At 70.3% G+C, this 13,934-nt stretch carries 15 protein-coding genes; 5 read left to right on the forward strand and 10 right to left on the reverse strand.

Annotated features, from left to right (window positions below):
• Positions 1 to 47 precede the first annotated feature (47 nt).
• The 3 genes from hppD to hisC all read left to right on the forward strand — a co-directional run bounded on the left by hppD (position 48) and on the right by hisC (position 3,421).
• Complete coding sequence (gene hppD / locus B116_RS0108105) at positions 48 to 1,253, forward strand: 4-hydroxyphenylpyruvate dioxygenase (RefSeq protein WP_027659744.1); 1,206 nt, start codon at positions 48 to 50, stop codon at positions 1,251 to 1,253.
• 99 nt (positions 1,254 to 1,352) lie between these two features.
• Complete coding sequence (locus B116_RS0108110; protein ID WP_027659745.1) at positions 1,353 to 2,321, forward strand: RDD family protein; 969 nt, start codon at positions 1,353 to 1,355, stop codon at positions 2,319 to 2,321.
• Positions 2,318 to 3,421: a histidinol-phosphate transaminase gene (gene hisC, locus B116_RS0108115; protein WP_027659746.1), complete on the forward strand. Its 1,104-nt coding sequence runs from the start codon at positions 2,318 to 2,320 to the stop codon at positions 3,419 to 3,421. The genes B116_RS0108110 and hisC overlap by 4 nt, the downstream gene beginning before the upstream one ends.
• 37 nt (positions 3,422 to 3,458) lie before the next feature.
• Here the strand turns inward: hisC and B116_RS0108120 are convergent, their stop codons facing one another.
• The 5 genes from B116_RS0108120 to B116_RS0108140 form a co-directional block, all read right to left on the reverse strand.
• Positions 3,459 to 4,715 (reverse strand): outer membrane protein assembly factor BamB family protein, encoded by a 1,257-nt coding sequence (locus B116_RS0108120; RefSeq protein WP_027659747.1) that lies wholly within the window; start codon positions 4,713 to 4,715, stop codon positions 3,459 to 3,461.
• Between the two features lie 136 nt (positions 4,716 to 4,851).
• A complete protein-coding gene (locus tag B116_RS0108125) occupies positions 4,852 to 5,340 on the reverse strand; it encodes an SRPBCC family protein (RefSeq protein WP_018720955.1) in 489 nt (162 codons plus the stop codon).
• A gap of 96 nt (positions 5,341 to 5,436) precedes the next feature.
• Complete coding sequence (locus B116_RS0108130; RefSeq protein ID WP_018720956.1) at positions 5,437 to 5,646, reverse strand: DUF397 domain-containing protein; 210 nt, start codon at positions 5,644 to 5,646, stop codon at positions 5,437 to 5,439.
• Positions 5,647 to 5,899: 253 nt separating this feature from the next.
• Complete coding sequence (gene fahA, locus B116_RS0108135) at positions 5,900 to 7,096, reverse strand: fumarylacetoacetase (RefSeq protein WP_018720957.1); 1,197 nt, start codon at positions 7,094 to 7,096, stop codon at positions 5,900 to 5,902.
• Positions 7,093 to 7,956: a hypothetical protein gene (locus B116_RS0108140; protein WP_027659748.1), complete on the reverse strand. Its 864-nt coding sequence runs from the start codon at positions 7,954 to 7,956 to the stop codon at positions 7,093 to 7,095. Before B116_RS0108140 ends, fahA begins: the two co-directional genes overlap by 4 nt.
• A gap of 86 nt (positions 7,957 to 8,042) precedes the next feature.
• On the opposite strand from B116_RS0108140, the gene B116_RS0108145 reads away from it, so the two are divergent.
• Positions 8,043 to 9,209, forward strand: a complete 1,167-nt coding sequence (locus B116_RS0108145; RefSeq protein WP_027659749.1) for a homogentisate 1,2-dioxygenase — start codon at positions 8,043 to 8,045, stop codon at positions 9,207 to 9,209.
• Between the two features lie 5 nt (positions 9,210 to 9,214).
• Here the strand turns inward: B116_RS0108145 and B116_RS0108150 are convergent, their stop codons facing one another.
• Entirely contained in the window at positions 9,215 to 10,240 is a 1,026-nt protein-coding gene (locus B116_RS0108150; RefSeq protein WP_018720960.1) for a tetratricopeptide repeat protein, read from the reverse strand.
• 380 nt (positions 10,241 to 10,620) lie between these two features.
• On the reverse strand, positions 10,621 to 11,103 hold the full coding sequence (locus tag B116_RS0108155; protein WP_027659750.1) for a peroxiredoxin family protein: 483 nt from the start codon (positions 11,101 to 11,103) through the stop codon (positions 10,621 to 10,623).
• A 113-nt stretch (positions 11,104 to 11,216) separates the two neighbouring features.
• Between B116_RS0108155 and B116_RS0108160 the strand changes: the two genes are divergently transcribed.
• Positions 11,217 to 11,876 (forward strand): TetR/AcrR family transcriptional regulator, encoded by a 660-nt coding sequence (locus tag B116_RS0108160; RefSeq protein ID WP_027659751.1) that lies wholly within the window; start codon positions 11,217 to 11,219, stop codon positions 11,874 to 11,876.
• Positions 11,877 to 12,174: 298 nt separating this feature from the next.
• Here the strand turns inward: B116_RS0108160 and ispF are convergent, their stop codons facing one another.
• Genes ispF through B116_RS0108175 form a run of 3 tightly spaced genes read right to left on the reverse strand, consistent with a single transcriptional unit; the run spans position 12,175 to position 13,920 of the window.
• On the reverse strand, positions 12,175 to 12,669 hold the full coding sequence (gene ispF, locus B116_RS0108165) for a 2-C-methyl-D-erythritol 2,4-cyclodiphosphate synthase (protein WP_027659752.1): 495 nt from the start codon (positions 12,667 to 12,669) through the stop codon (positions 12,175 to 12,177).
• 13 nt (positions 12,670 to 12,682) lie between these two features.
• Complete coding sequence (gene ispD, locus B116_RS0108170) at positions 12,683 to 13,378, reverse strand: 2-C-methyl-D-erythritol 4-phosphate cytidylyltransferase (protein WP_027659753.1); 696 nt, start codon at positions 13,376 to 13,378, stop codon at positions 12,683 to 12,685.
• A 56-nt stretch (positions 13,379 to 13,434) separates the two neighbouring features.
• Complete coding sequence (locus B116_RS0108175) at positions 13,435 to 13,920, reverse strand: CarD family transcriptional regulator (RefSeq protein WP_012015454.1); 486 nt, start codon at positions 13,918 to 13,920, stop codon at positions 13,435 to 13,437.
• Positions 13,921 to 13,934 lie beyond the last annotated feature (14 nt).

Genomic DNA, 13,934 nt, shown 5'->3' on the forward strand with positions numbered 1-13,934 from the left:
CACGGCTGCGGCCCACCAGGCCGGCCGGTACGCGAGGGAGGGCCACCATGACCCAGGCGATCGACCGACCCCAGTCGAACGACGAGGTCGACGCCGACCTGCTGGTCGGCGCCGTTGACCACGACATCAGCCGCGACCCGTTCCCGGTCAAGGGCCTGGACCACGTGCACTTCCTGGTCGGCAACGCCAAGCAGGCCGCGCACTTCTACTCCACGGCGTTCGGCATGACCTGCGTGGCCTACCGGGGGCCAGAGCAGGGCTACCGGGACCACGCCCAGTACGTGCTGACCAGCGGTTCGGCCCGGTTCGTCTTCACCGGCGCGGTCCGCCCGGACGCGCCCGGCGCCGAACAGGTCGCCCGGCACAGCGACGGGGTCTGCGACATCGCGCTGGAGGTCCCCGACGTTGACGCGGCGTACGCGCACGCCGTCGGCAAGGGCGCGACCAGCCTGGCTGAGCCGCACGAGGTCAGCGACGAACACGGCACCGTCCGGCTCGCCGCCATCGCCACCTACGGCGACACCCGCCACACCCTGCTGGACCGCTCCCGCTATACCGGTCCGTTCCTGCCCGGCTACGTCGCCCGCCAACCGATCGTTGACCGCCAGCCGATGATCGACGCTGGCGTTCAGCCGAAGCGCTTCTTCCAGGCGGTCGACCACGTCGTCGGCAACGTCGAGCTGGGCCGGATGGACGAGTGGGTCGAGTTCTACCAGCGGGTGATGGGCTTCACCAACATGGCGGAGTTCGTCGGCGACGACATCGCCACCGACTACTCAGCGCTGATGAGCAAGGTGGTCGCCAACGGCACCCGGAAGGTGAAATTCCCGCTCAACGAGCCGGCGGTCGCCCGGAAGAAGTCGCAGATCGACGAGTACCTGGACTTCTACCAGGGCCCCGGCGCCCAGCACATCGCGGTGGCCACCAACGACATCCTGGCCAGCGTGGACGCGATGCGCGCGGCGGGAGTGGACTTCCTGGAGACCCCGGACTCGTACTACGACGACCCGGAGCTGCGGGCCCGGATCGGCGAGGTCCGGGTTCCGATCGAGGAGCTGAAGGCCCGCCGGATCCTGGTTGACCGGGACGAGGACGGCTACCTGCTCCAGATCTTCACCAACCCGGTCCAGGACCGCCCGACCGTCTTCTTCGAGCTGATCGAGCGACACGGCTCGCTCGGCTTCGGCAAGGGCAACTTCAAGGCGCTCTTCGAGGCCATCGAGCGGGAGCAGGAGAAGCGCGGCAACCTGTGACGGTCGGTGGTTGGCGGCCCACCCGGTGCCCGCCAACGGGCAGGCCGCCAACCACCGTCGTTAAGGTGTCCAGGTGAGCGAGCAGAACGAGGTGGCGCGGTGAGCGTCGCACCTGGCTGGTATCTGGACCCCGCCGACCCGGACACCCGGCGCTACTGGGACGGCGAGGGTTGGCTCGGTGCGCCCATCCCCGCCGAGGCCACACCCCCGGCGGGCCCGCCCGAGCCCGAGCCCGAGCCGGCTGCCCGTCCCGACGAGCCCAGCGCATCCGCCGGTCAGCCGGGTGCTGGGGCGGGGCAGCACGCCCCAGCCGGCACCCCGCCGCCGGGACACTGGCCCCCACCGGGCGGCCCGCAGCCCGGACCGACCGGCCCGCAGCCCGGACCGGCCGGTGCGCCACCACCGGGCACGCCGTACCCGGGGAACGCCGGTGCGCCACCACCGGGCGTGCCGTACCCGGCCTGGCCCGGGCAGCAGCCTGAGCCTCGTCTGCATGGGCTGCCGCTGGCCGGGTTTGGGGCCCGGCTGGTGGCCCGCCTCATCGATATCGCCGCTGTCCTCGCGCTGAACGTGGTGGTGAACTTCTGGTTCGTGTGGCAGTACATCCAGCAGATGTCCCCGCCCATCGCCGAAGCCTGGCGCCGGATCGTTGAACAGGACACCACCACCGAGCCCCTACCGGCGGCGGGTGACCAGGCCGGCGGCCTCCAGATCGCGATTCTGCTGATCGCCACAGCGCTCTGGATGGCCTACGAGGTACCGTCGATGGCCAGCCGCGGACAGACCTTCGGTAAGCGGGTGATGGGCCTGCAGGTGCTACCGGTGAGCGCCGTCGCCCCGCTGGGCTTCGGACGGGCGCTGCGCCGCTGGAACACGCTCGGCCTGCCCACCCTGCTCTGGTTCTGCTGCGTCGGCTTCCTGTTGCAGCTCATCGACTCCCTCTCACCGCTGTTCGACCGTCCGCTCCGGCAGGCCCTGCACGACAAGCGGGCGCAGACCGTGGTGGTTCAGCTACCCCGCACCCCCGTCCCGAACGACCGCCCCGCACCCCCGGGAGACACCCCATGACCGATACCGGACGACGCCGGCCGGCACCCCGGCTCACCCGCGCCGACCTGGACATACTGCCCAGCTACGTGCCAGGGCGCAGCCCGGCCGACCTGGCCCGCGAACTGGGCCTGCCCGAGGCGATCAAACTGGCCAGCAACGAGGTGCCGTACGGACCGCTGCCCGGCGTGGTGGCGGCGGTCACCGAGGCCGCCGCGGGCGCCCACCGATACCCGGATATGGGCGTGGTGGCGCTGCGCGCGGCCCTCGCCGAGCAGTACGCGGTGGACGCCGAGCGGATCGCCACCGGCTGCGGGTCGGTGGCGCTCGCCGATCACCTGGTCCGGGCCACCTGCATGCCCGGTGACGAGCTGATCTACTCCTGGCGCTCGTTCGAGGCGTACCCGATCATCGCGGCGACCAACGGGGCGACCAGCGTACGGGTCAGCAACGACGCCGGGCACGGGCACGACCTGACCGCGATGGCCGCCGCGATCACCGACCGCACCCGAATGGTCCTGGTCTGCAACCCGAACAACCCCACCGGCACCGCGGTAGGCCGAACCGAGTTGGAGCGCTTCCTCGACCAGGTCCCGGACGACGTGCTGGTGGTCATCGACGAGGCCTACCGGGAGTTCGTCACCGACCCGGAGGTGCCGGACGGTCTCAACTACCTGGACCGACCGAACGTGGCGGTGCTGCGGACCCTGTCGAAGGCCTGGGGCCTGGCCGGGCTGCGGATCGGCTTCCTGGTCGCCCAGCCGGAGGTGGCCGCGGCCATCCGAAAGGTGGTCACGCCCTTCTCCGCCAGCGTGGCCGCACAGGCCGGCGCGCTGGCGGCCCTCGCCCAGGCCGACGAGGTGCGGCGGCGCTGCGCCCTGGTCGTGGCCGAGCGGGGCCGGGTCACCGAGGCGGTCCGTAAGCTGATCCCAGACGTACCGACCAGCCAGGCCAACTTCGTCTGGCTGCCCCTGGGCGACCAGGCGGTGGAGTTCGGCCGGGCCTGCGAGTCGCGCGGCGTGATCGTACGACCCTTCCCCGGCGACGGAGTCCGGGTCACCATCGGCACCCCGGCCGAGAATGACGTCTTCCTCGCCGCGGCGGAGGCCGCGCTCGGCTGAGTCACGGCGTCCTACTCGCCGCGGGCTGACGGCCCGCTCAGGTCGCGGCGAGCAGGACCGGTCGCGAGGTGAGGAAGTAGCGCTGGTCGTCGGCCTTCGAGTCGACCGGGAGGCGAAGGCACTCCACCGCCAGGTAGCCACCGACCGCGTACGCCGTGCCGGGGGCCCACGATGTGCTGTCGGTGCCGAGAGAAAGCCTGAACCGGGATCGCTCGTCCCCACTGACCGAATCGAACGTGATCAGGTCATTGCTTTCAGTGACCAGATGTACCCGGTCCGGCTCCACCGCGAGCACCCGAGCCCCGCCCACATCTTCGTGCCGCCACTGCTCGCTCCCGGTCCGCGCCTCGCGGGCCACCAGGGAGCCGTCCCGTACGTCGACGGCGACGTCACCGGCGAGCCGGGTGTCGGGTGCGTCCAGCACCGGTGCCGCCGCCGGCTCTCCCGCACCGAACAGCCAGCCCCGAGCCGCGTCGTCACCCGGTCCGACAGCCGTACGGAGGCCGGCGCAACCGGATCGGCCCGAGTGGCAGCCGAGCGGGGTGACGACCAGCGCCTCCCCGCCGCCGGGCGGGCTCCAGCGAGTAACGGCGCCGGTGGCCGCGTCCCGGAAGTCGACGGTGGCCGCGGAGCCGCAGGAGTCGATGCTCACCAGAGCGCCAGCCGTGGTGGTGCCGACCGCCTGCTGGCACCCCGACCCGACGTCGGACCGCCAGAGTTGCTGCCCGTCGGCCAGATTCCAGCCGGCCATCGCAGCCCGGCCGGCGGAGAGCACTACCGCGGTGTCGGCAGCAGCCGAAGCGACAAAGAGCCCCGCCGGGTTCCACACGGTTTCCGCACCGGTTCGCCGGGCCTCCGGGTCGGACTCCGGCACCGGCCCCTCCGCCCGCCAGGCGATCTCGCCGGTACGCCCGTCCAGCGCCACCACCTGGCCGTCCGACCAACGGGTCACCACAGTGTGGCCGCTCGCCACCACACCGTCCAACTCGGCGGGCCAGCGGCGAAACGACCAGTACGGCGTGCTTCGATGCTTGAACTCGACCGGCGCATCGGCGTAGACCTGGCGCTCGGCCGCGTACACCCGAATTCGGCCGTCTACCACCAGCGGCGCCACCGGCAGCCGCGCGACGAGGCCGGGGTCCGGAGTCGCAGCGGTGGGGTAAGGGCCGTCCGCTGGGGTGCTGACCTCGGCCGGGGCGAGCACCCGGTAAACCGTAGCCGCCACCGCCGCCATCAGCACCACCACGACCACCGCCGCCACTACGAACAGCCGACGACCCGTCGGGAAAACCATGCGCACCTCCGCCCGGAACCCTACCCAGCACGCGGCGCCCAGCTACGGCGTGGTTGCCGAACCCACAGTCTGGCCGACACCACCGGCCCGGCAGCCACGAAACAGGGCCGTGGGGTCGCACCGCCAGGCCGCCGGGTCAGCGCCCGGCGGCAGCCTCACCGGAAGGCGCAGGGTCGGCGCGGGCGGCGGCGGCAAGCTCGGCGAGGTCGCGGCGCAGCGCACCGGCGACCGCCCGAGCGGCCAGCCCGCCGAGCAGGAACGCGACGATCCGGCCGCGGGCGCCGGAGGGGATCGCCTCCTGGGTGACCGTGACCACCGTGTTGCGCTCGCCTCGACGTCGGGCGGGGCGCAGCGTCCAGGTCACCCGATAGTCCACCTCCGTGCCGGGTGAGGCGAGCACCAGCCGGTGCGGCGGCTCGGCCTCGACCACGACGAACTCCTCGACCAGTGCCGACCCATCCGGCTGGGAGCGAATCTCCCGCCAGGCGGCGCCGGGGCCGAACTCGCCGCGGGTCAGGACCACGCGGCCCAGGGTGGCGTGGGTGCGCACGGTCAGATCGGTCAGCAGGCGCCACACGTCGTTCGGCTGCGCCTGGAAAGACCGCATGACCGTCACCCGCGACATACCACCTCCCGTGGCGTCGACGGTACGCGCCGTGACCGCCGTGCGGGGCCCCGCCGCCACTTTATTTAGCCGCTGCCCCGCACGGCCCCGCGCCGCTCAGCTACCGAGTTCCCCGGCCCGGACCGCCCGAATGAACCTCGCCCATCCCGGTCCCCCCACCGCGAGGGCCGGACCAGATCTGTCCTTCGAGTCCCGTACGGCCACCACGCCAAGCGTCTGGACCAGGTTGTCGGCCACCTCCACACAGAGCCCCTGGTCGTTGGAGCGGCTGCTGGATCGCCAGACCGCACCTGGGAAATCGTTCATCCTTCACCCTCCTGTCGCTGTGCCGCCAACTCGCCGCCGGGCCCGACCTGGGGAGCAAGCCCGTACCGCGTGGCGACGGATCCGATCGATCAACGTGACAGGAAGGGGGCCCGGTCGGACGACCTGTGCGATCCGCTCGTACCGAGGACGGATTCTCGCTCGGTACGGGCGGACCTGGTCGCGCCGGTGGTATCGCTTCGGCCCAGCGGCCCCACAGGGGCGACGCGCGCCGGGATGAAGGGGTATTCGCTGGTCAGCGGGGGGCGACGATGGTGCCGGTGACCTCGCCGAGGCCGACCGTCGTGCCGTCCGGGCCGGGCGCGGTACCGGTGATAGTGATGGTGTCGCCGTCGGCCAGGAAAGTGCGTTCGCTGCCACCAACCCGGACCGGCTCCGCCCCACCCCAGGTCAGCTCGAGGAACGAGCCGACCTGGCCGCGCTCGGCGCCGGAGACGGTGCCAGAGGCGTAGAGGTCGCCGGTGCGCAGCGCGGCCCCGTTAACGGTCAGATGGGCCAACTGCTGTGCCGGCGTCCAGTACATGGTGGCGAACGGCGGCTCGCTCACCCGCTCGCCGTTCCACTCCACCGACAGGCGCAGATCCAACCCGAGGTGCGGCTCGTCGCGCAGGTAGTCAGCGACCGGCGGATCCTGCTCCGGTGCCGGCACGAACGCCGCACCAAGCGCCTCCAGCGGCGTCACCCAGGCCGCGACCGAGGTGGCGAAGGATTTGCCGAGGAACGGTCCGAGGGGTTGGTACTCCCAGGCCTGGATGTCCCGGGCGGACCAGTCGTTGACCAACACCACGCCGAATACGTGGTCGGCGAAGTCTCCGACCGGGACCCGGCTGCCCAGCGGACTGGGCACACCCACCACAAAGCCGACCTCCGCCTCGATGTCGAGGCGAACCGAGGGGCCAGTGACCGGCCCCTGCGGAGTAGCCCGCTGGCCACACGGCCGGACGATCGGGGTGCCGGAGACCACGACGGTGCCGGCCCGACCGTGGTAGCCGATCGGCAGGTGCTTCCAGTTGGGCAGCAGCGGCGGCTGGCCCGGGCGGAAGATCTGACCAACGTTGCTGGCGTGCTGCTCAGAGGAGTAGAAGTCGACGTAGTCCGCCACGTCGAAGGGGAGCTGAAGTTCCACGTCCGACAGCGGCAGAAGCAGCGGCTCGACGGCCGCCCGATGAGCGCTATCGGTGAACAGCTCGACAATCCGCTGCCGTACCGACGTCCACTGCGGACGCCCGAGTGCCATGAAGTCGTTCAGTCGAGGGCGGCTCAGCGTACCGGCGGCCAGCACCAGGCCAGCCTGCTCGGCGCCGCCGAGGTCAAGCACGTGGGTGCCGACGCGTACGCCCACCCGCGGCTCGCGATCGGCGGTACGGAACACTCCGTACGGCAGGTTGTGCAGCCCGTACGGCGAGCCCTCCAGGCCGGTCACCCAGGTCATGCGTCGATACCCCCGTTCACCAGCCCCAGCTGGATCAGATCGGTCAGTGGTTCCAGGATGCTGCACGAGCCGTAGCCGACCCAGAGCGGACGCGCCGCCTCCAGCCGCTGCGCGATCGGTGCGAGCAACGGCCGCGGGTCGGTGGTGGTGAGTAGTTCGGTGACCCGCTCCACCTCGGCGTCCTCGGCCGCGACGAGCGCGGCGGCGAGCACGTTCGCGAAGCCGTGGTGGGTGAAGCCGGTCTCCGGGTCCAGGTGTCGCACCGCGTGGTGCAGCCCGGCGGTCAGCTTGAACGGCAACTCCCGCTGCTGACACCCGTGGATCACCGCGGCCAGCTCGGCGGGCGTGGGGAAGAGTTCGACGGCGAGGCCACCGGTCCGGAACTTCGCGGCCACCGACAGCCCGGCGGCCCGGGCCTCGACGAGCCGGTCAAGCGCCCCCATCAAGCCGAAGGTCAGCGGAATCTCGGCGTAGACGGTGCGGCCGGCGAGTCGCTCCGCCAACGGGAAGAGCTTCGTCAGGCCCGGCTGCGGGTCCGCACCGCGGGCGGCGACGGCGACCTCGACCTGCTGGATCGTGACGCCGGGGGGCACTGCGGCGAGGGCGGCCGGGAGGCCGTCCAGTCCGGTGTCTCCGATCAGCCCGACCACAAGCTCCTCGGCCGGGTCGACCAGGGTCTGCAGCTCACGATTGAGCACTGTGGAGGCGGGGACCAGGAGCGGGCCGACGAGCTCGGCATACCAGGACGAACGGTGCTGCCGGTGCGCCGGAACGGCATCGGGCAGCGACGCGTTGCCGGGCGGGAAGACGGCGGCGTCGTCGACGAGGCCGGCGAGGAGTCGGGGCAGCTTCGTTGACACGACACAACAATCTACGGGACGCTAAAGGAGCGGACAATAGCGTCCGATTGTCGGACACCGTGGAATATCTGCTCGGGGAGGGCGAGATGCCGTTCTACCGCCGCGTCGGCGAGGTGCCGCGCAAGCGCCACACCCAGTTCCGTCAGCCCGACGGCCGCCTCTACGCCGAGGAGTTGGTGGGTCAAGAAGGCTTCTCCGACGACTCCTCGCTGCTCTACCACCGGCACGCACCGACCGCGATCGTGGCTGCCGAGGAGTTCACCCCACCGGCGGTCACCTACACGCCGAACCTCCCGCTCAAGCCCCGCCACCTGCGCACCCACCAACTCGACGCAGCCAGCGCCGACCCGGTACTCGGCCGGCGCTACCTGCTCGGCAACGACGACGTCCGGATCGCGTACGTGCTGGCCGAGCAGCCCTCCCCGCTGTTCCGCGACGCCACCGGCGACCACTGCCTCTACGTCGAATCCGGCAGCCTGCGGGTCGAGTCCCCCTTCGGCCCCCTCGACGCCGTCGCCGGCGACTACGTGATCATCCCGACCTCGACCATCCACCGGCTCGTTCCCACCGGCAGCGAGCCCGTTCGGCTACTGGCGGTCGAGGCGGCCGGCCACATCGGCCCGCCCAAGCGCTATCTGTCGGTGCGCGGTCAGTTCCTGGAACACTCGCCGTACTGTGAGCGAGACGTCCGCGGACCGGACACGCCACTGCTCGTTGACGGCGAGGAGCTCGAGGTCCTGGTCCGGCACCGACGCGGCTGGACCCGGCACGTCTACGCCAATCACCCGTTCGACGTGGTCGGCTGGGACGGGCACCTCTACCCGTGGGCGTTCTCCATCCACGACTTCGAGCCGATCACCGGCCGGGTCCACCAGCCCCCACCGGTGCACCAGACTTTCCAGGGCCCGAACTTCGTGATCTGCTCGTTCGTCCCCCGCAAGGTGGACTACCACCCCGACGCGATCCCAGTGCCGTACAACCACCACAACGTCGACTCCGACGAGGTGCTCTTCTACACCGGGGGCAACTACGAGGCGCGACGCGGCTCCGGCATCGGCCAGGGATCGATCTCACTACACCCGTCGGGCTTCACCCACGGACCGCAGCCCGGCGCCGCCGAACGGTCGATCGGCGTCGACTACTTCGACGAGCTCGCCGTCATGGTCGACACCTTCCGTCCGCTGGAGCTCTGCGACGCCGCCGCGGCCTGCGAAGACGACGCGTACGCCTGGACCTGGGCGCGGCGCGAGTAGCCGCTTCAGCGCACCGAGCGGGCGAGCGCGGTGACGACGGCGAAGGCCGCCACCGCGATCGCCAGGACCAGCGGCCAGACCGTGCCAACGAGGGTGTAGAGCAGTAACAGCACCGGGGCCGCGGCAGTCGCGTACCCGGCCAGCGCCAGCGGCCGGTCGGAGCGCAGCAGCTCCGGCAGGATCGTGCGGGCCACGCCGGGCAGCTTCGCCGCGTACCGCCACACCATCAACCCGCCACCGAGGGCGGCCGCCGCCGCGACGGCCCGGGACAGCCCCGGGCTGCCCACCGCGAAGCAGGCGATCACCACCGCGGCGACCATGGACCAACCGGCTCCAATGACGACGAGTTGACGAAGGCCGACCGAGATCGTTCGAACCGAATTGACCCGACCAGGGCTGATCGCCGCCGCGTCGGCAAGGTGCTCCAGCGCCTCGCTCCACCGGCGCTGCTCCAGCCGCAGCACCCCGATGTCGTGCCGCGCCTCGGCGAGCTGCGGGTCGAGCCGCAGCGCTTCGGTGTACGCCCGCTCGGCCAGGTCATACAGCTGCAGGTTGGCCGCGACCAACCCGAGCACCAGGTGCCCCGCCGGCTCCTGTGGGGCCAACTCCACCCCCCGCCAGGCCGCGTTCAGCGCGGGCTGGCCGTTGCGGGAACCGGCCAGGATCGCCGCGCCGCTGCGCTGGGCGTACGCGTCATCCGGTCCCAGCGCGAGAATGCGGTCCGCGGTCCGGGCCGCCTCCCCATGCTCGGTCAGGTCTGCCAGGGCCATCCCCCGCGCGACCAGCGCGGGGACCGAGTCCGCCGCGACCGCCAACGCGCCGTCGGCGGCGGTGAGCGCCTCCGCGGGCCGCCCCGCCGCGAGCTGCACCCGAGAAAGCTCGGTCAGCACCGCCGCGTGGCCGGGGTCAAGGGCGAGGGCGAACCCCAGCTCGGTGACGGCCTCGTCGTAGCGGCCGAGCTCGGCGAGGAGCTGGGCTCGCTGGAGGTACCCGTCGGCAGCGGAGCGGTCAGAGGTGGGTTCGCTGGACATCGCTGCAAGCCTAGACGAGTAGCTCCGAAGTCAAGGGTCCATGCCTAGACGTAGAAAGGCGTCCATCGGCACGCCTCACTGCGACACAAATCTTCTCAGCACACTCGGATACTGGATCCACCGCACCATATCCACCTCTCCAGTTTGCCTTCACTGACACGTCGGTCTATGCCGGCGCGGGTGCACAGGTCCCAGCGAAGATGAGTCGCTATGGGTTGTCGCCGGCGGCCAGGAGCAGAGCTGCTGCGGTGGCGTCTGTGGCATGAGATCTCCGGTATGACGCTCGAGCTTGGTCGCTGAACCGCCTACCGGAGACCTCATCAGCTATCGACTACCGTCACGCCGCAGCTTTCACCGGCCTCACGTCGGTACGCCACCGCCTATGCGCAGCTGTATTTGCGGATATAGCGAATCAGGCCGGCGACGTCGAAGGGGGTCAGGCGGCCGCCAGCCCCACTGGAGTAGCTGGCCTCCGCCACGGTGCTGTCGGGCGCAAGGACGAACTCCGTAGCCTGCAGGTAGGTCAGCTCGTCGTCGACGTAGGCGCCCGTCGCCTCGGCCACCTTGGCGACATCGGCGCTGTGTCCAACTGGAAAGCCGAGCTCGAGCTTCTCGATGAGCCTACGAGAGGTCTCCTCATCGTCAACCGACAACGCGGCGACACGTACCCCGAGTTCCACGAGGGCATCGCTGGCCTCTTGGAATCTCGCAAGCTGCTTGCTGCAGAATGGGCACCATGATCCGCGATAGATCAACACAACGCCGAACTGACCGGCGAGATCCTCCGGTAGGTTGAGCATGCCGCCCCCTACCGCAGGAACCTGAAGCTTCGGAAACGGCTGCCCCTTATTGAGTCTAGTCAACGTTTATTCTTCCTTTGTCGGCGCCGGCATCCGCATGCCGAACATTGGACCATGCAGTCCAAGCTAGAGGGCATATCCTGGACTCACAAGTCCAGTTTTGCTAGTGTTCCGGCATGATGACCAGCCAGCGCACCCCCAAGCTGACCCCCCGGGGCGCCGCGACCAGGACCCGCATCGTGGAGGCTGCGGCCAACCTCATCCGTGAGCATGGGGCTGCGGGCACAAGCCTGGACGACGTAATGGCGGCGAGCAGGACCAGCAAGTCGCAGCTATACCACTATTTCGCGAACAAGGATGACCTACTCCGAGCGGCAGCATGGCAGCAAACTGACCGGACGATGGAGTCCCAGCGCCCTGAGCTGGACCAGCTGGACTCCTTGCCCGCCCTGCGTCGGTGGCGCGACAAGGTCATCACCGCCCGTGACGAGGCCAAAGACCTGGGCGGCTGCCCGCTGGGCTCCCTGGCCAACGAAATCGCCGATGGCGATCCGCAGACTCATGCCGTACTGCAGAAGTGCTTCACCGCGTGGGCATCCCCGCTACTGACCGGGTTGACCACCATGCGCGACCAAGGACAGCTGAGGCCGGACGCCGATCCAGACGCACTGGCCGAGGGCATCATGGCCGCCCTACAAGGGGGGCTGCTGCTGAGCAAGACCTACCGGACCAGCCGGCCGCTCGCCCGGGCGCTGGACATGGCGATCGAGCATGTCGAAAGCTACTCCACCGATACTCGGAAATCGGTGATCCCGGATCAGCGGCAGGAACTGTAGAAAAACACGATCGGCCCTTCCCGCAATCGGTGGTAACGAAGGTGGCGAGGGGTCACGAACTCCGGCGTGTGGAAGACGTCGATAAATTTACATGGATGGCGTTCTCGGGATTGTCCCCGCTGGTCATCGAAGGTGTGGTTGCCAAGAGTGAGCGGATCGTGGGGTGGACCGAACGCCCCAGGACACCGTGGCCTGTTCGATGCATGGGGCCTCGTCGGGACGATCCACGGCTATCGTCGGCAACCGGCGCCCGACGGTCCAATCGGCGGGCACCAGGTGGTGGTCCGCGCTGGCCGCCTCAGAAGCGATCATTCGTGGGGGCCGCGTACACCAAGGCCACCGCGATACCGGTCAGGCCCTCATCCCGGCCGGGAAAGCCGAGCCCGTCGGTGGTGGCGGCGGAGACGCTGACCGGGGCGCCCACCGCCGCCGAGAGCACCTGCTGCGCCTCGGCCCGACGCGGCCCGATCTTGGGACGGTTCCCAATCACCTGCACCGACACGTTGCCGATCGTGTAGCCGGCCGCCCGCACCCGACGGGCGCTCTCGCTGAGCAGAGCCACGCCGGAAGCACCGGACCACTCCGGCTGCCCCACCCCGAAGTTGGCGCCGAGATCGCCGAGGTCGGCGGCGGAGAGCAACGCGTTACACGCGGCGTGGGCGGCGACATCCGCATCCGAATGCCCGGCCAGGCCGTCCTGCCCGGGCCAGTGCAGGCCGGCAACCCAACATGGCCGACCGGACTCGAAAGCGTGCATGTCAACGCCGATGGCAACCCGCGGAACGATCACCATCCGAGGGTACGCGTCAGCGGCCGACCGTCAGCAGGTGCTCGGCCAGCGCCAGGTCGAACGGGCGTGTGATCTTCAGGGCGTGTTCGGACCCGGGTACGCAGACCACCGGCACACCCAGCTTCTCGACCAGGCCGGCATCGTCGGTGAGCGGGTCGGTAGCGGCGGCGTGCGCGGTGGTCAACACCGACCGCCGGAACCCCTGCGGCGTCTGCACCGCCCGCAGAGCGGAGCGATCGACCGTGCCGAGGACCCGTTCGCCGACACCGACCTCCTTGATGGTGTCGACCACCGGCAGCACCGGGATCACCGCGTCGTGACCGGACCGGACCGCCTCGGCAACCGACTCGACCAGCTCGGGTGGGGTGAGTGCTCGGGCCGCATCGTGCACCAGCACGACCTCCGGGCCGGCGGGGACTGCGGCGAGCGCGGCGGCGACCGAGGCCTGCCGTTGGGCGCCGCCCGGCACCACGGTGACCGGTGCCACCGGGGCCAACAGTTCGCGGACCGCGACGAGGTCGGCCGCCGGAGCGGCCACCACCACGGTGTGCACCGACGCGGCGGCGGCGAGCCGACGGACCGCGTGCACCAGTAGCGGCTCCCCGCCGAGCAGCCGAAGGGCCTTCGGCCGGCCGGGGCCCAGCCGTACGCCGGCACCGGCCGCAGGCACGAGGACCGCGACGTCACCGCGCGGATCAAGCTGCGCGGTCACGTCGCGGTCCTCGGTGATTTCCTCATGGCAGATCGGGTACGACGATCAGGTGCAGATCAGGCTTCGGTCAGCACCTTGTCGAGCAGCGTCTCCGCCTCGTCCTTGGTGCTCTTTTCGGCCAGTGCGACCTCACCAACGAGAATGTCGCGGGCCTTGGCGAGCATGCGCTTCTCGCCTGCGGACAGCCCCCGCTCCCGCTCTCGACGCCACAGGTCGCGGACGACCTCGGCCACCTTCAGCGGATTACCGGAGGCCAACTTCTCAAGATTCGCCTTGTAACGCCGTGACCAGTTGGTCGGCTCCTCGGTGTGCGGAGCCCGGAGAACGTCAAAGACCTTGCCGAGGCCCTCTTCGCCGACCACCTCGCGCACACCCACGATCTCGGCATTCTCCGCGGGAACCCGGACCGTGAGGTCACCCTGCGCGACCCTGAGAACGAGGTACTGCTTCTCCTCGCCCTTGATGACCCGAGTCTCGATTGCCTCGATGAGTGCGGCCCCGTGGTGGGGGTAAACAACGGTCTCGCCGACACTGAAAACCATAGGTTCGAAACCCC

The sequence above is a fragment of the Salinispora fenicalii genome (assembly GCF_000514815.1).
GTDB classification, from domain to species: Bacteria; Actinomycetota; Actinomycetes; order Mycobacteriales; family Micromonosporaceae; genus Micromonospora; species Micromonospora fenicalii.

What these genes read in the sequence shown, in the direction of transcription:
- hisC (WP_027659746.1), top strand. Translation starts at nt 2,318, where the DNA reads ATGACCGATACCGGACGACGCCGGCCGGCACCCCGGCTCACCCGCGCC.
- B116_RS0108125 (WP_018720955.1), bottom strand. Translation starts at nt 5,340, where the DNA reads ATGTCGCGGGTGACGGTCATGCGGTCTTTCCAGGCGCAGCCGAACGAC.
- ispF (WP_027659752.1), bottom strand. Translation starts at nt 12,669, where the DNA reads ATGGTGATCGTTCCGCGGGTTGCCATCGGCGTTGACATGCACGCTTTC.
- B116_RS0108160 (WP_027659751.1), top strand. Translation starts at nt 11,217, where the DNA reads ATGATGACCAGCCAGCGCACCCCCAAGCTGACCCCCCGGGGCGCCGCG.
- B116_RS0108150 (WP_018720960.1), bottom strand. Translation starts at nt 10,240, where the DNA reads ATGTCCAGCGAACCCACCTCTGACCGCTCCGCTGCCGACGGGTACCTC.
- hppD (WP_027659744.1), top strand. Translation starts at nt 48, where the DNA reads ATGACCCAGGCGATCGACCGACCCCAGTCGAACGACGAGGTCGACGCC.
- B116_RS0108175 (WP_012015454.1), bottom strand. Translation starts at nt 13,920, where the DNA reads ATGGTTTTCAGTGTCGGCGAGACCGTTGTTTACCCCCACCACGGGGCC.
- B116_RS0108120 (WP_027659747.1), bottom strand. Translation starts at nt 4,715, where the DNA reads ATGGTTTTCCCGACGGGTCGTCGGCTGTTCGTAGTGGCGGCGGTGGTC.
- fahA (WP_018720957.1), bottom strand. Translation starts at nt 7,096, where the DNA reads ATGACCTGGGTGACCGGCCTGGAGGGCTCGCCGTACGGGCTGCACAAC.
- B116_RS0108130 (WP_018720956.1), bottom strand. Translation starts at nt 5,646, where the DNA reads ATGAACGATTTCCCAGGTGCGGTCTGGCGATCCAGCAGCCGCTCCAAC.
- B116_RS0108145 (WP_027659749.1), top strand. Translation starts at nt 8,043, where the DNA reads ATGCCGTTCTACCGCCGCGTCGGCGAGGTGCCGCGCAAGCGCCACACC.